This window comes from Pseudomonas sp. AKS31, assembly GCF_023634765.1.
In the GTDB taxonomy this organism is placed as follows: Bacteria; Pseudomonadota; Gammaproteobacteria; order Pseudomonadales; family Pseudomonadaceae; genus Aquipseudomonas.
This window is the reverse complement of sequence record NZ_JAMLFX010000001.1, coordinates 1,066,928-1,089,945: the sequence shown is the minus strand read 5'-3', so window position 1 is coordinate 1,089,945 and position 23,018 is coordinate 1,066,928. Positions and strand designations below refer to the sequence as shown.

Genomic DNA, 23,018 nt, shown 5'->3' with positions numbered 1-23,018 from the left:
CGAGGATGGCATTCCCGGCAACCTCGCGTGTTGCTCGTTACATCTCCCCGCCATAACAATTGCCTCTCTGACGCGCAATACACAGCAACAACCCGTTGATGTACATCGTTATAAAAGCGACCGTACTATCACAACTTGCATTAACAAAAATCTGCCAGAACAAGGAAGTTCAGATGGCCACCATGATAAGCAACGCGTTATTGGAAACTGCGGAAATCACCGACGCTGTCGTCATTACAGACATGCGCTTTGAAAGCAATGAGCATCATGCCTCGACCATTGATCTCAAACGCACCACCGATGAAACAACAAGTCCAAAAAGCAAAAGCAAAACAGATCAGTTGCATATCGCCGACTCGGTGTTCGGCCCGCTGCAAATAGGTAACATTTCAATCACACGAGTTTCCCTCGATGCCTTGGGCGCAACTTTCGAGGGGCAGCCACTGAACGGCAGGAATACTTTCTCCCGGGTACCCAGGCGATCGTTTATCAACTCGCTGCAATTCGACGCTGTCGCGATTGAACACCACATGAAATCGTCATCGGGGCAGGACCGTTACTTATTGCCGGCATTACTGTTTGAAATGGCCAGCGAACGCCCGCTGACAGCACCGCACCTGATAAGAGACAGTTCGCAAGCCGCGACAGACGAAGGTAACTACCGTAGAAAATTGGTAAAACTACTGGGCTCGGCACAGAAACTGGACCTGTATCACGCAAGTATGCCCAAACATAACCCTCGCTGGGTGTCACTGACAAAAAGTTACGCCGCGCTGGGTTCGAGTGTCGGCATTCAGGGTTTCGGCATATTCATGGGGTTGCGCGGTGTGGTGGATGCTATCAAAGCAAACAACACCACCGAGGTTGTCATCAACAGCGTGGGCATTGGTACGGAAGTGGGGTCCATCGTTGTGGACATCGCCGTCAGCAAAATTGCGTCGAATATGCTTTCGGCCGGGCAAGGGGCCCTGCTGGATTTTGCCAAAACCCGGTTTGCACTGAGGCTGGGTCGCTCCGGCGGCTTGATCGGCGGCGCACTGACATTGCCGTTCGATATCTTCACCGCGGTCAGATCGATCAATGCCGCTGACAGTGCCGTCGGAAAAGAAGCCATGGATCACTACGTGAGCGCTGGATTGAGTATTACCAGCGCAGCCATGACGGTCATCCTTGGCGCGGCAGCGTTGGCAGGTTTTTCATTTGCAGGGCCCGTCGGGCTTGCGGCTGGAGCGATCCTGGCCATCGGATCGCAAGTTTATGGTGCGGTGCGCGTGGTCGACGACATTGATGACTACATCGAACTGACTCTGGACGAGCGTTGGCGCACAGGCTGGTTTTCGTTCTGCATGATGGCGCCTGATCAGGCTGTGCAAAACCGCTATTTACTGGCAAAAACCAGATTCCAACACGCGAAACAATTGAAAGAAACAGCCAGAAAACTGCTGGTTGGCCAATTAAAGGACACAACCGAAGCCATCGTTAATGGCAAGTTCGAAGTCCACCTCAAACCTACCCGTGTATTCAAGCGCAATTGGTGGACCAAACAGGATTATTGGGAAACGATACAAATCCCGCAGATCAAGGGAGGCGACGACGTCATTGATGCTCGCAACGGAGTTACCAAGGACACGCCCGGTGCGGAGTTGGGAACAGCGGGCGCTAACAAAGGCATTCTGTGGTTCATCAGCGATGGTCAGGACACGATCGAGGGCGTTGAGAACAAACCAAACAGCTTTCATTATCGGACAGGAAAAAAACAGCTGACCGGAGGTGAAAAAGACGACCGCTTCGTGTTTGAGACGGCTGGAGATCTTCTTGTACAGGATGTCCAGGTTTCCGAATACTCGACACTGAAAGGCGGTGCAGGCACCGATACCTTAGTTCTGGCTGGTAACAATTACACCCGCCGTACCGATAAAAAAGGCTATGACGTTGATCTGCTCGCACAAACCCTGCAGATAATCGCAACCGACCCATCGGCCAGAGAAGGCAAGAAACATACCCTCCACAGCCGCCTCGAAAGTATCGAGAATGTTGAAACGGTCAGCGGGGCGAATAGTGTTGTGACCGGTTCGGATCAACGCAACATCATTAATTCGCGCGGCGAAGACACCATCAATGCGGGGCCGGGGAATGATCAGATTCATCTGTCGTATCCAGGCGCGACAGCCTCGGGTGAAGCGGGCATTGACGAATACATCATCGGTCACAAACCAGGCCGCATCGCCATCATCGAAGACGGCGCAGATGACAGTATTGTTTTGCTCAACTGGAAATACGAACTGATCGAAAGCTGGACGATCGAGAATGGCGCACTGATCATCAGGTCCCGCTTCGCATTCGCGGACAACCCGAAAAGCGTAGTAATCATTCAAGATGTATATAAGAAAAACGAAAACAACTTCACATTGCAGAATAATAAATTCACGTTCATCACCGGCGACGGCTACTCGTTAAGACTGCCTGATGCCCCAGACCTGCCCGACAGACTAGAAAATGGCCACAACCTCGAAATCGAAGTCGTCGTAGTAAAAAAAGGAACACCCGAAAGGCCACTTATCCTCCACGCTCCCGAGTGCTCGATCAATCATCAGCGTGAGGTGAGTTACTACCTGCCAAGATCAAGGAAATACACGACACTCTGGGCGGTGAAACGTACTGAGGCAGTCATTCGCTTGCATCTGGATTACGACATCAACGAATTGACAAAAGTCGAGGCGCGCTTTGGCTCAGGCGAGTGGAAAGAAAATCGAGAATTCTTCGTAGGATGTAATCTGCTTTATCACTTTGGCCAAAACACAGTGAAGCTTAAAGAATTCGCCTACGCGGAGGGAGGAACTGATCCCAGAAACATGACCAGGATCTTGAGAACCATGGCCGCACGTCCCAACTACAGAGTCGTGCTCATTTTTAAAGGCGGCGTCACCATCAATGCAGGACTGACTCCAGAAACCGATGTTTGCCCCCTTAAAAAACATGATCCGTATGGCTTTGATCGCTGGACAACGCAGCTTTCACTGCCGCTGCCACGTCGCACAGACCAGACCCCCTTTGAATTGCCTGACACCAAACCCTTCAAGTTCGACAGGGCGGGATGCGGTTCGCTTTTTTCCTACCCGGAGCAAACCTCGATCCAGAATCTTGAAGGTACTGGCTCCACCTACCTGATTCATCTGGTTGCCGATATAGCGATCAGATTGTCTACCCCGGGAGCACTTGCGAACGCCCCTGCCAGACTGCCTTACTCCTCCACCTGGGACCTCGATGCGACAAAACTTGGCAAAGTCGAGATCAAACTGGAAAACAACCAGTTGCACGTCGGCACCTGCATTATTCATCTGCCCGAATACGAAAGCGAAGACCTGATAGATCAAGTACGCGTGATTACCGAAAAAGGTGTCGTCCATACCGTCGATCTTTCCTTCGACAGGATCTACCAGGACGGCCTGGATGCACGTTTCTTTGAAGAACCCGAGCCGGCGAAAGCCTTGCCCGAAGTCTTAGCATCGATGGCCAATAAAGAGATCAAAGTGAGCAACATCGTTCTCGCCAACAACCGTCCCGGGGCGCTGAGTTACAACTTTCCGGCGTATGGCTGGATTCTGCGCAGCGACAAATCCCGTGTTGAATATTCAGCATTGCACGTGATCAATCGTTGCAGCCATCAAGACCTCACCCTCTTTGCGCCACCTCCGTTGATAAGCGTACCTGCGGCTTGACGCGCGACACGCCAGTCGAAAACAAGTAACCACGTGCGCACTCCGAAGTTGCAGCAGCCGAACCTCTCCATCGGGAGGCGGACGAGTGCGCCTGAAAAATGCGCTGAGGCACTTCCGTGCCTGCGCATCACCACTCAACGAGTAACTTCACATGGCCAAACCACCCAAAAAAATTCCCGTGACGGCGGCAGCTGATACCACTGTTACAACAAGACCCGCACAGTCAGGCTCGGGTACTCGCGTCACTGCCAACATGCCTGACCCAGCGCTGTCTGGCATCGACTCGACCACGGGATCCTCTGCCCCCGGCACCTCCACCACTCGCCCGCCCGCCGTCATCGTCAGTAATATGCCCGATACCTACCGCGCCGCCCGCAGTGCCATCGCCTGGCCACAGGATCGATTGAACGAGCTGACACCCAGCGGAGAAAACACGGGTCTGTTCACCGGTCCGGATCAGCGCACCTACGCACAAATCGGCAACGAAGGCCGGTTCGTTGTCGAACGGGATCTGCAAGGCAACTATTACGTTCCGCTGACCTTTGCACCCGGTGTTCCCGGCCCGGTACTGACCAGGATTGAAGGTCAGGCCAGTTGGCACATCCAGCGCCCCGGCTGGCAATCAACACAGTCTCGACCAGCCCCCCCAGCCACGCAGCTGTCCCTCTCCTACCTGGCGGCCGATGACGCAAAAACGCTGACCAGAGCAGAACTCTCATCGGGTGGAATCCGATACAACAAACTCAAACATACCTTCGTCGATACCGCAGACGGCACAGTCATGGTGCGGAAAAACCAGCAAGGTGAATATCAACTGACCTCGGCAACCAGCAGAGACTTGCCCGATGTATTTTTTGAACAGATTCCAGGAACGGTACTCTGGCGCCGCAAGCATCCGCACTTGCCAATCCCCGAACATCCTGCAGCAGGCAGATCCCGGCCAATTGCCGAAACAGACGACTCACAACCTGGCCCGAGCAAACGCGCGCGGATCAACGCCCCCGAGCAACCACTACCCCCCAGAACCCTGGACGCCAGCGCCCCAGCCGAGCAAACACCGTTTTTCTGGCTACCCTGGGGCCATCTGAACAAACCACCACTGGTGGAGTCGGTGCAGCTCGGCTGGCTTCACTATCCGATTGTGCCGACTGGCTCCACCCCCACCCCCAAAGTCTACTTTGTGCAACATCCTGACTTTGTGCCGACACACTTCGAGGCGTTTGAACAAATGCTCCATACGGCGCCCTCGATGCAGCCTGTTGCGACGTTCCGCATCGGTAACGATCCGGGCGAAATACACCCCGGAAAACGCTTTTTTAATGAACCGATATCGCACTCGGTTGCGAAGACGTTTCCCGACTTCTCTGACGACACTGCACGGGCCGTCGCCAGAAGGCTGTTCGAACTCGCGGACAACTCACCGATGATTACCGGCACCGGGCTGGTCAACATTCAGGCAGTCCTGCATCAGTGGAAACAACGGCCATTTCCCACGGCACCGGCGTATGCCGACCCGCTGAACATGCTGGCAGTGGCACCCGCCATCGATTTCAACGGAAAAAAACTCATCCGCATCCCCTCCCAGGTCGACAGCGAACTGCAACGGCTCAGCTTCGATCCCAAGCATTTTCCCGTCGAGTGGACCCACTACAAAACCTACCCGACCGATCTGAACCTCAGACGCCTGCTGGGCGCCCTTTTGGTTCGCAGCGGCTATGACATATTTCCCCTGACATACGAACACCGCATGCCAACGCTGGTATTCAGGCGCGGAACCAGTGAGCAGATTTATTTTATGAAACTGGGTGCGGTGGATCATGTCGGCCTGTCCCATACCCCGGGCAATGAACTGGCAGACCCCGGCTTGCCGGCCAGGATAGGCAACGAGGCGTTTCACGCCCTGACCACCGCGACCCTGGAAAACAAAGTGGTCTGGCTCATCGGAGGCGTATTGAAGGTTGAGTCGACTCCGGATTCGGTGTTCGTGATCAGGGAACGCTGAGAGCCCGCTACAACTCGCGCCGGCCCTGCCAGCGCGAGTTGGCATTGCCCTCGTAAGTCTCGCAACACCCTGCAGCATTTACCCTCATCGCAATACATATATACCGCACACCGTGGCGTTTTTTTGCCGAACATCACTCCTTTGAAGCCAATGGGCCAGGCAAGCACGATGCTGCGAAATTGCACATCGAATCCGCTTCCCGAATATCCGGCCGCACCACTGATCAGCGATTCATCGGAGCAAGTCAATGGCAAAACCACCCAGGAAAATTCCTCGCAAGGCGTCACCGGAGGCGTCAGGCCCAGACGCCAATCCTCTACCTGCTTCACTCGCAACACTTCCCGTTGAACCGGGTTACTCCGATCCGGGCATGATGACCGTCAATCCGCGCTCAGACGCGTTGTCGGAAGCGCCCGCCGACCGCCCCAGCGTTATCGTCAGTCGCCCGCTCCCCCGGGAACGCCAATTGAGCGAAGCGCGAACCGCTGATTGGGTGAGGCAGCAATCCAGCGAAGCCGGACCGTCTCCGCTGGCCGGTACTTACAGCAGCGAAAGACCCTCGCATCCGGTCTATATCAACCCCGAGTCGGCAAACCATCTGAAGCTGCAGCCTGGAACCGCAGAAGGCTTTCGCTACGACAAGCGCAAAAAAACCTATGTCGAAATGCTCGGCGGCATGGTCATGGTGAGTAAAACAGCAGAAGGCTGGCGTCAGACACATGCCGGGGAATCAACACCGACGGGACAAAGGGTTGCACAGATTCCGGGGACAAAACTCTGGCGTGAAATCGACGCGCCGCAGCAAGGCCACCCGGTCGAAATCAATCCACTGCCCACCGAAGCGACCGATGCCGTACCCGGCCCGAGCCAGCGCCGACGCCTGGACGAACAGACTCATGTCGCGACCGGTGCCAGCACGTTGATCGAACATCTGTTGGCCCAGCCGAGCGGTGCTCTGGATCTTTCCGCCAGGCAATGGAGAAACTGGGGAAAAGCCGCAAAACCCGGTTCCGGCGAGTCGATAGAAATCGACGGGCAATACTTTCGGATTGTCGCCCAAGGCGTCAGTGACACCACCGAACTGGTCTATTTGCAACACCCGGGATTTTCACCGGACCGCTATGACGCGTTCGAAACCATGCTGCGTCATGAGCCTTCGCGTCAACCGAAATGGGCACTTAAACGCCAAGGCCAATGGAAGGTTGTGGACAACGCTCCACCGTTCGAAATGTCCACCACCCAATATGTTTCCGCCGCCTACAACTACCTGTCTGAGCAGTCGACCAGCAACCTCGCGCGGGCGGTATTCGATCGGGTTTCACTGCCTCAGGGCATCAACGCTCATGGACTTTCGGCGATGGCACTGACCTTCCGCCACTGGCTGGACAGGGTGAATAACGAGCCCCCTCTCCATAGCCTGTCGGATCCTCTGGTCATGCTGCCAATACTGCCGACGCCGCCTGGGCATCTGGCCGGCGGCGGTTTGCTCACGTTGCCTGCTTACAACTCAGCCGTGCTGCAGCGCCTGGATTTCGATCCACAACGGTTTCCTCAGGAATGGGCCCACTATGCAGCGGCGCCTACACCAGGAAACCTGCGGGGATTGCTGGTGACCCTCCTGCAACACAACGGCTACAGCATTAATCCGAGCACGCGCCGACTCAGTGAAGGCGCATTGTTCTTTCACCGCCCGGGCGTTGCCGCTGTATTCGTATTGAAGCTGCCACGCATCGCTGGCAATCAGGTTCCTCGCACCACCCCCGCAGGGACCGAACTCACCGACCCCACCTATCTGACCAGGCTCAGCGTGCCGCAAAAACAGTTGCTGGAGAGCCAGCTGGCTCATACCGAAGTCATCTATCTGGTGGGGGGGATACAACATTTATCCGCTGACAACCCGACGCTGTTCATTGTGAGAGAGGGCTGAGCCGCTGCCGAACGCCTGAACGGTGCGGCGCAAGTCCGAACACCTGCACACCCCACAATTCAAATTACGAGATTCAGTTAATGGTCAAACCACCCAAGCGTGTGGCCGGTGTTACTGCGCCTGATACACGTACAAATACCGCTGGCACTTCCCCCAGAATGCTGGGCGAAAACACGCAATCCTTTGCAGACCTGCCGAGCACTTCCGGGCATCAACCGTCAGTGCAGATTCACAACGCATCCGTCGTCCACCCCTTGTCGGTAGAGGCCGCGCTGCGTTCAATCACCTGGCCTGCCGATCAAGTACACCTGTTAAAACGGCTGGATCCCGACAGCGGATTGTTCACCAGTCCGGATGGAAAGCTGTACGCCCACGTTGAAAACGAAGGGCATCTGCTGGTCGAAATCCATCACGATGGCCGCTACCAGATTCCCTTCAACTTCACTCCGCATCTGGCGGGTCCTTTCCTGATCAAAACCGAGCGCCAGCCCGTCTGGATCTTCGAACGACCCAGTTGGCTGGCGCACAACCCAGACAATGATGGGGCAACTGCAGCCGCTGAGCGTCTTCCCGGGGAACAGCCGATCTACCTCGCCCCCGATGTAGCCGCCCTGCTCTCCCCGCGCCTGCAGACACCGGATGGCGTTCGCTACGACAAGCACCGCAAAACCTATATCGATACTGCAGAAGGAACCGTCATGGTGCGTAAAAACGCCAACGGTGAGTACCAGCAGACCTCCGCGACGGCGCGCGAAGTATCTACTCTATTGTTCGAACAAATTCCCGGGACGCGGCTGTGGCGCCGCAAGACCGGACAAACCGATTCTGCAGCGCAACGATCATCGCAGGAAAAACGCAAAGCCTCGACCGAGATATCGGACTCCAGGGCCCGCGACAGCAAGCGCCTGCATCAGGAAGAAGGAACAGACGCCGCCCAGGCACTGACTGAAAGCCTGCTCTCGGACAACCCCGACGCGATCAACTTGAGCTTCGGCTTATGGCGAAACTGGGGACACAGTGTCCGACCAGCGCTGGGCCAGCATATCGAGATCGACGGGCAGTATTACCGGGTGATGCAACAAGGCCTGAATGCCAACCCGCGCCTGGTTTACCTGCAGCATCCGTTGTTCTCACCCGCCCTGTATGACGCCTTCGAATACATGCTGCGGGACAACCCGTCGCTACAGCCGAAGTGGGCGGTTAAACGAAACAACCAATGGACGGTAATGGACAATGTCGTGCCTTTCGAAATGCCGATCACTCAGTACATCGCCAGAACCTTCAAATACTTGTCGGATCAATCGGTCAACTCGCTCGCTCGGGCCATGTTCAATCAGGCGAACCGATCGGAAATCATCATTGCTCCCGGTCTGGCGCTGATGAACCAGGTGTTTCGTTACTGGGCCAACAGAGATCGGCGCAGAGCACCGAATCGAGAGCTGGCCGACCCGCTACTCATGTTGCGCCCGGCGTCCGGACCTGAACAAACCCTGGCCATTCCCTCTTCGCTGGGTGAAGGCCTGATGCGCCTGGATTTTGATCCCGGGCGCTTCTCTCGCCACTGGAACGAGTACGCCACAACGCCCACTGCGGCCAATCTGCGAAGGCTGTTCAGGCAGGTTCTGGAGGATGACGGTTACGTCGTGAGCAACCCGACAAGCATGCTTGCGGAAAACGAACTGTTGTTTCACCGCAAGAAAATCGATCACGCATTCGTGCTGAAACTGCCGCCTCTTATCGACGGGCGCCTGCAGCGATTTCGGCCTGAGCGTTTTGAGCACAGTGAAGTCGTGCTGCAAACATCCGGCAGCGAACCAAAACCTCTGTCGACTTACCGCACAGAAAAAAAGCTCAGTTACCTGCTAGGCGGCACCCAAACAGATGTTCTGGGACAGACAACGCTGTTCATTTTCAAAGACCAATGACCGCGCAGGACAGTGAAGCAAAAAACATGAACCGCTTAGAGACACTTCAATGACCAAACCCACCAGGACCAAAGTCCGCCCTGCTTCGCCCGACACCTTGGCGATCAACAGATCTCGTGGCCCCGGACGGCAGGCAGCTGAGCGCCTGGCATAAAAAAAGCCCGCAGTGTGAGCGGGCGAAAGACCAAAGAAGCTATATGCGCAGTCGCTTCCCGGTGGGGGCAGCTGCTTGGGGGTCAGCTGCCCCGGTAGGTGGAATAGCTGTAAGGCGAAATCAGCAATGGCACGTGGTAGTGATCCTGTTCGGCAGAGATGCCGAAGCGCAGCACCACCACGTCGAGGAATGCCGGCTCCGGCAACTGCACGCCGCGGGCGCGGTAGTAATCGCCGGCGTGGAACTGCACCTGATAGACCCCGGTGCGGTAGTCATCGCCTTGCAGCAGCGGCGCATCGACCCGGCCATCGCTGTTGGTAACCGCACTGGCGACCAATTCCAGGTGCGATCCTTCAACGCGGTACAGCTCGACCTTGATCGAACTGCCCGGGCAACCGTGTGCAGCGTCCAAAACGTGTGTTGTCAAACGTCCCATTGATTCTGCGCGCCTGCCTGCGTGGAAGCAGTCAGACCTCGCGCCTCCCGAAGTCAGATAAAAAGGAGACCGCACCGATTCGGAGCACGAAAAGCTGCGGCGAGCGACTGATTAAGACACTTTTCAAAAAAATTGTACACAATAAAAACGACATTTTTCATATCACCCCCGCCATTCGGGGGTTTCCTCGCGTTCTGTCAGCAACACGCCTATTCATTGCACGTCCCATCCATTAGCTGACTGGTCAGGCAGGTTTCTTGCAGGCTCACGCCAATAGCAGCAAAAGATGACAGTCGGTGAAAAATGCGAAAATTCAGGCTTACAAATTGCGAATAAAGTTGTATACAATCAGCCCATCGCTGTGACGCCAGCCTGTTAACTCACCGCCAGGCCGCCACAAAATCCCGACTTTGAAACAGTCATGAACAAGAAGGAAGACTGCAGTGAGCGCTGACTACCCACGCGACCTGATCGGTTACGGCAGTAACCCTCCTCACCCACATTGGCCGGGCAATGCCCGCATCGCCCTGTCGTTCGTGCTCAATTACGAAGAAGGCGGCGAGCGCAATATCCTGCACGGCGACAAAGAGTCCGAAGCTTTCCTCTCCGAAATGGTTGCCGCTCAGCCGCTGCAAGGCGCGCGCAACATGAGTATGGAATCGCTTTACGAGTATGGCAGCCGCGCCGGCGTCTGGCGGATCCTGAAACTGTTCAAGGAATTCGACATTCCGCTGACCATTTTCGCCGTCGCCATGGCCGCTCAGCGCCACCCGGATGTAATCCGTGCGATGGTCGATGCCGGCCACGAGATCTGCAGCCACGGCTACCGCTGGATCGACTATCAGTACATGGACGAAGCGCAGGAACGCGAGCACATGCTCGAAGCGATCCGCGTCCTCACCGAAATCACCGGCGAGCGCCCACTGGGCTGGTACACCGGCCGCACTGGCCCGAACACCCGTCGTCTGGTGATGGAAGAAGGTGGTTTCCTCTACGACTGCGACACCTACGACGACGACCTGCCCTACTGGGAACCGAACAACCCGACCGGCAAGCCGCATCTGGTGATCCCGTACACCCTCGACACCAACGACATGCGCTTCACCCAGGTGCAGGGTTTCAACAAGGGTGACGATTTCTTCGAATACCTCAAAGACGCCTTCGACGTGCTCTACGCCGAAGGTGCCGAAGCGCCGAAAATGCTCTCGATCGGTCTGCACTGCCGCCTGATCGGTCGTCCGGGCCGTCTCGCTTCGCTCAAACGCTTTATCGAATACGCCAAAAGTCATGAACAGGTGTGGTTCAGCCGTCGCGTCGACATCGCGCGTCACTGGCACGAAACCCACCCGTACCAAGGGGCCGCCCAATGAGCCGCTTTCAAACCCTGCAACCGTCGAGCCTGAGCCGAGACGCTTTCGTCAACGCCTTCGCCGACATCTACGAACATTCGCCATGGGTGGCCGAGAAGGCCTACGACCTGGGCGCGGACACTTCGATCGACGAGATTGAAACCCTGCACCAGCGCATGAGCGACATCCTGTTGAGCGCCGATCACGCCAGCCAGCTGGCGCTGATCAACGCTCACCCGGACCTGGCCGGCAAAGCCGCCGTCCAGGGCCAACTGACCGAAGCCAGCACCAATGAACAGGCGGGCGCCGGTATCCACCAATGCACGGCCGAAGAGTTCCAGCGCTTCACCGAGCTGAACGACGCCTACAAAGCCAAGTTCAAGTTTCCCTTCATCATGGCGGTAAAAGGCAGCAACCGGCATCAGATCCTCGCGGCGTTCGAAACGCGCATTCACAATTCGGTCGACACCGAGTTCAAATGCGCGCTGGCGGAGATCAACAAGATCGCCCTGTTCCGTTTACTGACTCTTTAGCGAAGCCTGACCCGAGTGCATCAGACGCGGAGAGCACCCAGGGTCTTGCAAGCATCCCCAGCCAACTTATTAAAGGCAGACAAGAAGAATGAAAGCTTACGCCGTACCTTTCGAAAAATTCGTCAACCTGGCCGATGCCCGTCTGGGCACCAAAATCATCTCGGTCACCGATGACTGGTTCGCAGACGCCAATCGTCTGTTCCAACCGACCCCGGCCGTATGGAAGGAGGGCGTGTTCGATGATAACGGCAAGTGGATGGACGGCTGGGAATCGCGCCGCAAGCGCTTCGAAGGCTTCGACAGCGCAGTGATCCGTCTGGGCGTACCGGGTTCGATCAAAGGCGTGGACATCGACACTTCATTCTTCACCGGCAACTTCCCGCCATCGGCCTCTCTGGAAGCGTGCTTCCTGGCCTCGGGCGAGCCTGATGAAAACACCCAGTGGACTGAAGTGCTGTCGGCCGTCGAGTTGCAGGGCAACAGCCACCACTACCACGAAATCAGCAACGACCAGGCGTTCAGCCACCTGCGCTTCAACATCTACCCGGACGGCGGTGTAGCCCGTCTGCGCGTGTACGGCATTCCGTTCCGCGACTGGTCCGCTGTAGGTGACAACGAGCAAGTCGATCTGGCAGCAGCCCTGAACGGTGGCCGCGCCCTCGCCTGCTCCGACGAACACTTCGGCCGCATGAGCAACATCCTCAACCCGGGCCGTGGCATCAACATGGGCGACGGCTGGGAAACCGCACGTCGTCGCACGCCGGGCAATGACTGGGTGATCGTCGCGTTGGGTCATCCGGGCGAGATCGAGAAGATCGTCGTCGACACCCTGCACTTCAAAGGCAACTACCCGGACACCTGCTCGATCCAGGGCGCGTTCGTGAAAGGCGGTACTGACAGCCAGATCGAAACCCAGTCGCTGTTCTGGCGTGAACTGCTGCCGAGCCAGAAGCTGGAAATGCACGCCGAACACACCTTCGTCGAGCAGATCAAGGCACTGGGCCCGATCACCCACATCCGCCTGAATGTGTTCCCGGATGGTGGTGTGAGCCGCCTGCGCGTTCTGGGCAAGGTCGCGAAGTAATGCTGAGCCTGTAGGAGCTGCCGCAGGCTGCGATCTTTTGATCTTAAAAACAAAGTCAAAAGATCGCAGGCTTCGCCAGCTCCTACAGGGAAATGCAGTGAACAGACAACAAATTCGGATAAGAAGAACAGCATGCGCACACTACAGATTGAACCGCTGACCAAAGAAGCCTTCGCCCCTTTCGGTGACGTGATCGAAACCGACGGCAGCGATCACTTCATGATCAACAACGGTTCGACCATGCGCTTCCATAAACTGGCGACGGTCGAAACCGCTCAGCCTGAGGACAACGCGATCATCAGCATCTTCCGCGCCGACGCGCAGGACATGCCGCTGACCGTTTGCATGCTGGAACGCCATCCGCTGGGCAGCCAGGCTTTCATTCCGCTGCTCGGCAACCCCTTTCTGATCGTGGTCGCGCCAGTTGGCGATGAACCTGTATCAGGCTTGGTCCGCGCCTTCGTCACCAACGGCAGGCAGGGCATTAATTACCATCGCGGCGTCTGGCACCACCCGGTGCTGACGATCGAAAAGCGGGATGACTTCCTGGTGGTTGATCGCAGTGGCACAGGCAATAACTGCGATGAGCATTTTTTCAAAGAGGATGAGCGTTTGATCCTCGCCCCCCACCAATAAGAGAAGGTCTGATCACTCGACAACAAGAGTGACAGGCGAGAGGTAAAGACTGTGGAAGCACATCTGTTGGAATGGCTGAACCTGAGCGTGCGCTGGGTTCACATGATCACTGGCGTGGCCTGGATCGGCGCGTCGTTCTACTTCGTCTGGCTGGAGAACAACCTCAACCGCGTCAACCCGAAAACCGGCCTGGCCGGTGACCTGTGGGCGATCCACGGTGGCGGTATCTATCACCTGGAAAAATACAAACTGGCCCCGCCGGCGATGCCGGAGAACCTGCACTGGTTCAAATGGGAAGCCTACTTCACCTGGATGTCGGGTATCGCGCTGCTGTGCGTGGTGTTCTACTCCAACCCGACGCTCTACCTGCTGGCTCCGGGCAGCACCCTGAGCGGCCCTGAAGGCGTGGCCATCGGTATCGGCTCGCTGTTCCTCGGCTGGTTCATCTACTCCTTCCTGTGCGACTCGGCGCTCGGCAAACGTCCTGCTCTGCTCGGCTTCATTCTGTTTGTGCTGATCATCGGCGCAGCGTATGGCTTCAGCAAAGTGTTCAGTGGTCGTGGTGCGTACCTGCACGTCGGCGCGATCATCGGCACCATCATGGTCGGTAACGTGTTCCGCATCATCATGCCGGCGCAGCGTGCACTGGTTGCCGCGATTGCCGAGAACCGCACGCCGGATCCGGCGCTGCCAGCCAAAGGCTTGCTGCGTTCGCGTCACAACAACTACTTCACCCTGCCGGTGCTGTTCATCATGATCAGCAACCACTTCCCGAGCACCTATGGCAGCCAGTACAACTGGTTGATCCTGGCCGGGATCGCGGTGTTGGCGGTGTTGGTGCGTCACTACTTCAACACCCGCCACGACAGCCACAAGTTTGCCTGGACCCTGCCGGTTGCGGCGGTGGGCATGATCAGTCTGGCGTACGTCACCGGCCCGATGCCGATGTCGACCGCGCCGGAAGTGGCAAAGGCACCCGCCAAAATCGAGTACCAACCGCTGCCGGAAACGGCACTGGGCGGTGGCGCGAAACCGGCTGAAGCGGCACCGGCAGCCCCTGCCGAACCCGCAGCAGCACCGGCGCAAGCCTCCAATGCAGGTCCGGCCTTCGACAAAGTGCACAACGTGATTCAAGAACGTTGCGCGGTTTGCCACTCGGCCAAACCAACCAGCCCGTTGTTCAGTGCGGCACCTGCGGGTGTGATGCTCGATACCCCAGAGCAGATCCGTCAGAACGCGGCACGCATCCAGGCGCAAGCCATCACCACGCAGATCATGCCACTGGGCAACATCACGCAGATGACCCAGCAGGAACGTGACCTGATCGGTGCATGGATCGCCCAGGGAGCACAGACCAACTAAGCCGTAAAAGCATCGCTGGCAAGCCAGCTCCCACAGGGTTTTGTACGGCCTGTGTGGGAGCTGGCTTGCCAGCGATTGACCGCAACGCGGTTTACCTGATGCAAAGAAACAGCTGTGAGCAACCCGACAGCTGTTCAATCACAAGAATAAAAAAGATCCGAGGTGTTGCATGTCCGAGCTGTCCAAAGCGCGCATCCCCGACGCACCCGCCATTCAGCGATTGCCCCTTTTGCAACTGATCCTAGTCGGTTTGCAACATGTTCTGCTGATGTACGGTGGTGCCATCGCGGTACCGCTGATCATTGGACAGGCCGCTGGCCTGAGTCGTGAAGAAATTGCCTTCCTGATCAACGCCGACCTGCTGGTCGCCGGCATCGCCACCATCGTGCAGTCCATGGGCATAGGCCCGATGGGCATCCGCATGCCGGTGATGATGGGCGCCAGTTTTGCTGCCGTCGGCAGCATGGTCGCCATGGCCGGCATGCCCGGTATCGGCCTGCAAGGCATCTTCGGCGCAACGATTGCCGCCGGTTTCTTCGGCATGCTCATCGCGCCGTTCATGTCCAAGGTCGTGCGCTTCTTCCCGCCGCTGGTGACCGGCACGGTCATCACCTCGATCGGTTTGTCGCTGTTCCCCGTGGCCGTGAACTGGGCCGGTGGCGGCGCCGCTGCTGCGCAATTCGGCTCACCGATTTATCTGGCCATCGCCGCTCTGGTGCTGGGCACCATTCTGTTGGTTCACCGCTTCATGCGCGGTTTCTGGGTCAATATCTCCGTGCTGATCGGCATGTGCTTTGGCTACTTGCTATGCGGTGCGATCGGCATGGTCGATCTGAGCGGCATGGCCAACGCGCCATGGGTTCAGTTCGTCACCCCACTGCATTTCGGCATGCCGAAATTCGATCTGGCACCGATCCTGTCGATGTGTCTGGTGGTGGTGATCATCTTCGTAGAGTCCACCGGGATGTTCCTCGCCCTGGGCAAGATCACCGGCCAGGAAGTCTGCCCGCGTATGCTGCGCCGTGGCCTGCTGTGTGATGCCGGTGCCTCGTTTGTGGCGGGTTTCTTCAACACCTTCACCCACTCTTCTTTCGCGCAGAACATCGGTCTGGTGCAGATGACCGGCGTGCGCTGCCGCTCGGTGACCATCGTTGCCGGTGGCTTGTTGATCGTCCTGAGCCTGCTGCCGAAAGCGGCGTTTCTGGTGGCGTCGATTCCACCGGCGGTACTCGGTGGCGCGGCGATTGCGATGTTCGGCATGGTTGCCGCGACCGGCATCAAGATTCTCCAGGAAGCCGACATCGGCGACCGTCGCAACCAGTTGCTGGTGGCGGTGAGCATCGGCATGGGCCTGATCCCGGTGGTGCGTCCGGAGTTCTTCGCGCATCTGCCGATGTGGATGAGCCCGATTACCCACAGCGGCATCGCCATGGCCACACTCAGCGCACTGACGCTGAACCTGTTGTTCAACATTCTCGGCGGCAAAGAGCGCGCAGCGATCAACGACTGCCACGCACACCAGCACTGACAACACGATATTCCCATGTGGGAGCGGGCCTGCTCGCGAAAGCGCTGTGTCATTCAACTGTGATGGCAACTGACACGCCCTCTTCGCGAGCAGGCTCACTCCTACAAGGGCACGCAACAGCTCTGCGCCTTAAAAATAAAAACAAGAGGGAGCAACAGATGATTCGCACGCAAACCAACGTTCTGTTGAGTGGCGGCCTGCTGGCCGCGAGTCAGGCCATGGCCGGCGATTTGCTGCTGTGGCAGACCAACAGCCTCAGCTACCTGTACGGCAAGAACTTCGCGATCAACCCATCGATCCAGCAAACGCTGACCTTCGAGCACGCCGACAAGTGGAAGTACGGCGACAACTTCCTGTTCGTCGACAAGATCTTCTACAACGGCAAGGAAGACGCAAACAAAGGCCCGCACGCGTTCTACGGTGAATTCACCCCGCGTTTCTCGTTCGGCAAGATCTTCGACCAGAAACTCGAGTTTGGCCCGATCAAAGACGTCCTGCTGGCCATGACTTACGAGTACGGCGAAGGCGACAGCGAGGCCTACCTGATCGGCCCCGGCTTCGACCTCAAGGTGCCGGGCTTCAACTACGTCACCCTGAACATCTTCCGCCGCCACACCGAAGGCCCGCGTCCCGGCGACGGCGTCTGGCAGATCACGCCCGCCTGGTCCTACAGCTTTCCCTTGGGCAATTCCGATGTGCTGATCGACGGCTACCTCGACTGGGTGGTCGACAACGATGAGAACTCGCGCGGCACCTACCACGCCAATTTGCATATCAATCCGCAGATCAAATACGACCTGGGCAAAGCCTTGGGCTGGAGCCACAAACAGCTGTATGTCGGTACCGAGTACAGCTATTGGAAAAATAAATACGGCGTCGAAAACACGCACAACTTCGACACCCATCAGAACACCGCCAGCCTGCTGGCAAAGGTGCATTTCTAGGATGGCCCGCAACCGTGCCCCATGCCTGTCGTCGGTGCTCTTTTGCGGGGCACTTGAGAGCGGGCCGAGGAGTCAGTATTCTCCGCGGCCTTCTGAATTCGGTCTAAAAAAAAGCCCGGATTTAATTCCTGACCGAAAAGCCAACTTATCCCGGCCCCGGTCAGTACCGAGGCATCCCGAAAACACACTCAATCGACTGTTTTTCAGCAGCCGAGCGGGTGTTTTTTTGCTTTTCGAAAGCCTTGGCTCAGCTCTTGCTAACAGCAACGAAGCTGACCGATCGGATGAGTTTTTGCAGTAACGAAAAAAGGCGCCACACCAGAGCGCCGATCTTAAAAAAATAACGTGGAACACCTACTTTGGGAGCAACCGAATGAAACGTATGTGCACCAGCCTGATGCTCGCGGGATCGATGTTGGCCGGCGGCCAAGCCATGGCCGAGGGCCTGCTGCAATGGCAGAACAACAGCCTGACCTACCTGTATGGCAAGGACTTCCAGGTCAACCCGCGCATCCAGCAGACAGTCACCTTCGAACACGCCGATGCATGGAAGTACGGGGACAACTTCTTCTTCCTCGACAAAATCTTCTACAACGGTGGCAAGGACTTCAGCAACGGCCCTAATACCTACTACGGCGAGTTCAGCCCGCGCATCTCGCTGGGCAAGGTGCTCGACCAGAAGATCGAGTTCGGTCCGATCAAAGATGTCCTGTTGGCGATGACTTACGAGTTCGGCGAAGGCGACACCGAGTCGTACCTGATCGGTCCAGGCTTCGACCTGGCGATCCCGGGCTTCGACTACTTCCAGTTGAACTTCTACCAGCGCCACACCCAAGGTGCTCGCGCCGGCGACAACGTCTGGCAGATCACCCCGGTCTGGTCCTACACCATCCCGGTTGGCAAATCGGACATCCTGATCGACGGCTTCATGGACTGGGTCACCGACAACGACTCCAACTCCAAAGGCGATTACCACGCCAACCTGCACTTCAACCCACAGATCAAATATGACTTGGGCAAGGCGCTGAGTTTCGGCGAGAAACAGTTGTATGTCGGTGTGGAATACGACTACTGGAAAGACAAGTACGGCATCGACGATACCGGCGCGTTCAAGACCAATCAGAGCACTACGAGCTTCCTGGTGAAGTTCCACTTCTGATAAAAATCAAAAGATCGCAGGCTTCGCCAGCTCCTACAGGGATAGCGCATTCCAATGTAGGAGCTGCCGAAGGCTGCGATCTTTTGCTTTAAAATGGCAATCCCAAAAACCGGCTCAGCTCCTCGCGCTTGGCCAACGCATCACGCCGCCCCAGATCAATCAGCTCGCTGCAATACCCCGCCTCGAACAGCAGATAACTCAACACCCCTGCCCCACTGGTCTTGGTCGCCCCCGGCCCACGCAGAAACAAACGCAACGCCGCCGGCAACTCCTGGCGATGCCGTGCCGCAATCTCGTCGATCGGCTGACTCGGCGAAATCACCAGTACCTCCACTGGCGCTACACCCAATTCACGCGTCGGCGTGCCGGCGGGCATCAAGTGGCTGAACTGGTTGAGACGCTGGAGCAATTCGATATCGCTCTCCAGGCTGTCAATAAACGTGCTGTTGAGCATGTGCCCACCAATCTGCGCCAGCGTCGGCTGTTGCCCGGTATAGGCGCGTTCCAGCGGCTGCTGCGGATCAAACCCGCGCGGGTTGCCGCTGACACCGACCACCAGCACCCGGCTCGCGCCCAAATGCAATGCCGGGCTGATCGGTGCTGATTGCCGCACGGCGCCATCACCGAAATATTCATCACCGATTTTCACCGGCGCGAACAACAACGGAATCGCCGAACTGGCCAACAGATGCTCAACCGACAACTGCGTCGGCACGCCAATTCGCCGATGACGTAACCACGCATCGATCTTGCCGCCGCCCTGATAGAACGTCACCGCTTGCCCCGACTCATAGCCGAACGCGGTCACCGCCACCGCGTGCAATCGCTTGCGCGCGATGGATTCGGCGATGCCCGGCATGTGCAGCTTTTCATTGAGCAGTTCGCGCAGCGGCGAACTGTTGAGCAGCGCCACCGGCAGTTGCCGACCGAGGCCGAGCAGGCTGTGACTGACAAAGCGGCTGGCCTGACGGATAACCCCGGGCCAGTCACTGCGCAGCACGCGATGGCTGCGAAAGCCCTGCCAGAACAAGGTCAGCCGTTCGATGGCGGCGCGAAAGTCGGTAGCGCCACTGGCCAGGCTGACGGCGTTGATCGCCCCGGCCGAGGTGCCGACGATCACCGGAAACGGATTGTCCGCGCCCAACGGCAGCAATTCGGCAATCGCCGCAAGCACCCCCACCTGATACGCCGCCCGAGCCCCGCCGCCGGAAAGAATCAAACCTGTGACCGGTTCAGCTGGGCTCATCGCAACACTCCATGGTGCTTGAAAGGATGGGTGAATCAACCGCGTTTGGCGTACAGCTTCGGCTCGCCCGGTGGACGGCTCTTGAAGCGCCGATGCGCCCACAAGTATTGCTCGGGGCAGGCGCGCAAGGCACTCTCGACCCACTGATTGATACGAATGCAATCAGCCTCTTCGGTTTCGCCGGGGAAATCTTCCAGCGGCGGATGAATCACCAAGCGATAACCGCTGCCGTCAGCCAGACGCTCCTGCGTGAACGGCACCACCAACGCTTTACCCAAACGAGCAAACTTGGTCGTCGCCGTCACGGTCGCAGCCTGAATACCGAACAGCGGCACAAAGATGCTTTGTTTGGCGCCGTAGTCCTGATCCGGTGCGTACCAGATCGCGCGCCCGGAGCGCAGCAGTTTGAGCATGCCGCGCACGTCGTCACGCTCCACTGCCAGCGAATCGAGATTGTGCCGCTCGCGCCCCCGGCGCTGGACGAAATCGAACAGCGGGTTTTTGTGTTCGCGGTACATGCCATCGATGGTGTGCTGCTGACCGAGCAACGCCGCGCCGATTTCCAGCGTGGTGAAATGCGCCGCCATCAGGATCACGCCTTTGCCTTCGCGCTGGGCCTTTTGCAAATGCTCCAGGCCTTCAACGTGGGCCAGCCTGGCCAGACGTTCGCGCGACCACCACCAACTCATGGCCATTTCAAAGAAAGCGATGCCGGTGGAGGCGAAGTTTTCCTTGAGCAGGCGTTTGCGCTCGGCGGCAGATTTTTCCGGGAAGCACAGTTCAAGATTGCGCTTGGCGATGCGCCGCCGGTCGCCGGCCACGCGATACATCAAGGCGCCCAAAACTCGACCGATGGTCAGCAAGACCGGATACGGCAACTGGACGATCAGCCACAAAAGCCCCAGACCGCACCAGAGCGGCCAGAAGCGTGGCGATAAAAAGGCTGTTCGAAAACGCGGGCGATCCATTAAAGCTTCCGTAAATACAGTGGCCGCGCATTCTACATCGTTCGACCCGGCTTGCGGCCTGCGGGCGTTCTCGTTATAAGTCTCGGCACTTTTAGTGACAAGCCGTTGTATGCCGACATGAGCCAAACCGAACCGTTAGACCAAGATCCCGTATTCCAGCTCAAGGGCAGCATGCTGGCCATTACTGTGCTGGAACTGGCCCGTAACGACCTCGAAAGCCTCGATCGGCAATTGGCCGCCAAAGTCGCCCAGGCGCCGAACTTCTTCAGCAACGCGCCGCTGGTTCTGGCGCTGGACAAACTGCCGCCGAGCGAAGGCGCCGTCGATCTGCCGGGCCTGATGCGTGTGTGCCGTCAACATGGTCTGCGCACTCTGGCGATTCGCGCCAGCCGCATCGAAGACATCGCCGCCGCCATCGCCATCGACATTCCGGTGCTGCCACCGTCGGGCGCCCGTGAGCGACCACTGGAAGCCCCGGAACCGGAAGTCAAAAAGAAACCGGAAAAACCGCCAGAACCCACCGTCAAACCGACCCGCGTCATCACCACGCCAGTACGTGGTGGCCAACAGATATACGCACAGGGTGGCGATCTGGTCGTGGTGTCCTCGGTCAGTCCGGGGGCGGAACTTCTCGCCGATGGCAACATCCATGTATACGGCCCGATGCGTGGTCGGGCGCTGGCCGGCGTGAAGGGTGATACCAAGGCACGGATTTTCTGTCAGCAATTGAGCGCTGAACTGATCTCCATCGCCGGTCATTACAAGGTCTCCGAAGATTTGCGTCGCGACCCTATGTGGGGCTCGGGCGTACAGGTCAGCCTGTCGGGCGACGTGTTGAACATCATTCGGCTTTAACGGATACTGCCGCATTTTCCAAGCATCTCTAAAACGTAGCGAAAACGGCTCAAACGAAGTAGGAAAAAGGCCAAAAGCCGAATTCCAGCCAAGGCTGTCCGACTGCAGTAGTTTTCAAGAGATGTTTTTCAGGGGCTAAAAAGTCCTTCTTCCTTAGGGGTGAAACACCTTGGCCAAGATTCTCGTGGTTACATCCGGCAAGGGTGGTGTGGGTAAGACCACCACCAGCGCCGCTATCGGTACCGGCCTCGCTCTGCGCGGCCACAAAACAGTGATCGTCGACTTCGACGTGGGCTTGCGTAACCTTGACCTGATCATGGGTTGCGAGCGCCGCGTGGTGTATGACTTCGTCAACGTGGTCAACGGCGAAGCCAACCTGCAACAGGCCCTGATCAAAGACAAGCGCCTGGAAAACCTCTACGTACTCGCCGCCAGTCAGACCCGCGACAAAGACGCGCTGACTGTCGAAGGCGTGGAAAAAGTCCTGATGGAGCTCAAGGAACAATTCGAGTTCGTCGTCTGCGACTCCCCGGCCGGTATTGAAAAAGGTGCACACCTGGCCATGTACTTCGCTGACGAAGCGATCGTCGTGACCAACCCGGAAGTGTCTTCGGTACGAGATTCGGACCGCATGCTCGGCCTGCTGGCGAGCAAATCGCGTCGCGCCGAACGTGGCGAAGACCCGATCAAGGAACACCTGCTGATCACCCGCTACCACCCGGAGCGTGTTGAAAAGGGCGAAATGCTTGGCGTTGAAGACGTCAAGGAAATCCTCTCGGTAACGCTGCTTGGCGTGATCCCGGAGTCCCAGGCGGTGCTCAAGGCATCCAACCAGGGTGTACCGGTGATTCTCGACGACCAAAGCGATGCCGGTCAGGCGTATAGCGATACCGTCGATCGTTTGCTGGGCAAAGAAAAAGCCCACCGTTTCCTCGATGTCGAGAAGAAGGGATTCTTCGAGCGCCTGTTTGGAGGTAGGTAATGAACCTTTTTGACTTCTTTCGTGCCAACAAAAAGCCAAGTACCGCCTCGGTAGCGAAAGAGCGTCTACAGATCATCGTGGCGCATGAGCGCGGCCAGCGCAGCACGCCGGATTACTTGCCAGCCTTGCAGAAGGAACTGGTCGACGTGATCCGCAAGTACGTCAACATCGGCAACGACGACGTACATGTTGCACTGGAAAGCCAGGGC

General features: G+C 57.5%; 18 protein-coding genes. 15 read left to right on the top strand and 3 right to left on the bottom strand.

Annotated features, from left to right (window positions below; translation table 11 throughout):
- The first annotated feature begins 173 nt into the window (after positions 1-173).
- From M9827_RS04895 to M9827_RS04880, 4 genes are all read left to right on the top strand, one after another.
- Complete coding sequence (locus M9827_RS04895; RefSeq protein WP_250603889.1) at positions 174-3,719, top strand: calcium-binding protein; 3,546 nt, start codon at positions 174-176, stop codon at positions 3,717-3,719.
- A 151-nt stretch (positions 3,720-3,870) separates the two neighbouring features.
- Positions 3,871-5,721, top strand: a complete 1,851-nt coding sequence (locus M9827_RS04890; protein ID WP_250603887.1) for a hypothetical protein — start codon at positions 3,871-3,873, stop codon at positions 5,719-5,721.
- Between the two features lie 247 nt (positions 5,722-5,968).
- Positions 5,969-7,648: a hypothetical protein gene (locus M9827_RS04885; protein ID WP_250603885.1), complete on the top strand. Its 1,680-nt coding sequence runs from the start codon at positions 5,969-5,971 to the stop codon at positions 7,646-7,648.
- Positions 7,649-7,728: 80 nt separating this feature from the next.
- Positions 7,729-9,573: a hypothetical protein gene (locus tag M9827_RS04880; protein WP_250603883.1), complete on the top strand. Its 1,845-nt coding sequence runs from the start codon at positions 7,729-7,731 to the stop codon at positions 9,571-9,573.
- 236 nt (positions 9,574-9,809) lie between these two features.
- Here the strand turns inward: M9827_RS04880 and uraH are convergent, their stop codons facing one another.
- Entirely contained in the window at positions 9,810-10,163 is a 354-nt protein-coding gene (uraH, locus tag M9827_RS04875) for a hydroxyisourate hydrolase (protein WP_007913983.1), read from the bottom strand.
- Positions 10,164-10,606: 443 nt separating this feature from the next.
- Between uraH and puuE the strand changes: the two genes are divergently transcribed.
- The 8 genes from puuE (at position 10,607) to M9827_RS04835 (ending at position 18,758) form a co-directional block, all read left to right on the top strand.
- Positions 10,607-11,533 (top strand): allantoinase PuuE, encoded by a 927-nt coding sequence (gene puuE / locus M9827_RS04870; protein WP_250603881.1) that lies wholly within the window; start codon positions 10,607-10,609, stop codon positions 11,531-11,533.
- Positions 11,530-12,045: a 2-oxo-4-hydroxy-4-carboxy-5-ureidoimidazoline decarboxylase gene (gene uraD, locus M9827_RS04865; protein ID WP_250603879.1), complete on the top strand. Its 516-nt coding sequence runs from the start codon at positions 11,530-11,532 to the stop codon at positions 12,043-12,045. The genes puuE and uraD overlap by 4 nt, the downstream gene beginning before the upstream one ends.
- Before the next feature lie 88 nt (positions 12,046-12,133).
- On the top strand, positions 12,134-13,129 hold the full coding sequence (gene alc / locus M9827_RS04860; protein WP_007913974.1) for an allantoicase: 996 nt from the start codon (positions 12,134-12,136) through the stop codon (positions 13,127-13,129).
- A 132-nt stretch (positions 13,130-13,261) separates the two neighbouring features.
- A complete protein-coding gene (locus tag M9827_RS04855; protein WP_250603877.1) occupies positions 13,262-13,765 on the top strand; it encodes an ureidoglycolate lyase in 504 nt (167 codons plus the stop codon).
- A 51-nt stretch (positions 13,766-13,816) separates the two neighbouring features.
- Positions 13,817-15,127: a urate hydroxylase PuuD gene (locus M9827_RS04850; protein ID WP_250603875.1), complete on the top strand. Its 1,311-nt coding sequence runs from the start codon at positions 13,817-13,819 to the stop codon at positions 15,125-15,127.
- A gap of 169 nt (positions 15,128-15,296) precedes the next feature.
- On the top strand, positions 15,297-16,655 hold the full coding sequence (locus M9827_RS04845; protein WP_250603873.1) for a nucleobase:cation symporter-2 family protein: 1,359 nt from the start codon (positions 15,297-15,299) through the stop codon (positions 16,653-16,655).
- A gap of 158 nt (positions 16,656-16,813) precedes the next feature.
- The gene (locus tag M9827_RS04840) at positions 16,814-17,599 is read left to right on the top strand and encodes an outer membrane protein OmpK (protein WP_250603871.1); all 786 of its coding nucleotides are present in this window, start codon (positions 16,814-16,816) and stop codon (positions 17,597-17,599) included.
- 373 nt (positions 17,600-17,972) lie between these two features.
- Positions 17,973-18,758 carry an outer membrane protein OmpK gene (locus tag M9827_RS04835; protein ID WP_250603869.1) on the top strand — a complete coding sequence of 262 codons (786 nt, stop codon included), beginning with the start codon at positions 17,973-17,975 and terminating at the stop codon, positions 18,756-18,758.
- Between the two features lie 88 nt (positions 18,759-18,846).
- On the opposite strand, the gene M9827_RS04830 is transcribed toward M9827_RS04835, so the two are convergent.
- Together M9827_RS04830 and M9827_RS04825 are read right to left on the bottom strand one after the other, a co-directional pair.
- A complete protein-coding gene (locus M9827_RS04830) occupies positions 18,847-20,004 on the bottom strand; it encodes a patatin-like phospholipase family protein (protein ID WP_250603867.1) in 1,158 nt (385 codons plus the stop codon).
- Between the two features lie 35 nt (positions 20,005-20,039).
- Positions 20,040-20,972 carry a lipid A biosynthesis lauroyl acyltransferase gene (locus M9827_RS04825; protein ID WP_250603865.1) on the bottom strand — a complete coding sequence of 311 codons (933 nt, stop codon included), beginning with the start codon at positions 20,970-20,972 and terminating at the stop codon, positions 20,040-20,042.
- A gap of 117 nt (positions 20,973-21,089) precedes the next feature.
- Here M9827_RS04825 and minC point away from each other — a divergent pair, with 117 nt between their 5' ends.
- The 3 genes from minC to minE all read left to right on the top strand — a co-directional run.
- The gene (minC, locus tag M9827_RS04820; protein WP_250603863.1) at positions 21,090-21,827 is read left to right on the top strand and encodes a septum site-determining protein MinC; all 738 of its coding nucleotides are present in this window, start codon (positions 21,090-21,092) and stop codon (positions 21,825-21,827) included.
- A 169-nt stretch (positions 21,828-21,996) separates the two neighbouring features.
- Positions 21,997-22,809: a septum site-determining protein MinD gene (minD, locus tag M9827_RS04815; protein ID WP_007913953.1), complete on the top strand. Its 813-nt coding sequence runs from the start codon at positions 21,997-21,999 to the stop codon at positions 22,807-22,809.
- A partial coding sequence (minE, locus tag M9827_RS04810; protein ID WP_250603861.1) for a cell division topological specificity factor MinE occupies positions 22,809-23,018 on the top strand: 210 nt, incomplete at its 3' end. The genes minD and minE, both read left to right, overlap by 1 nt.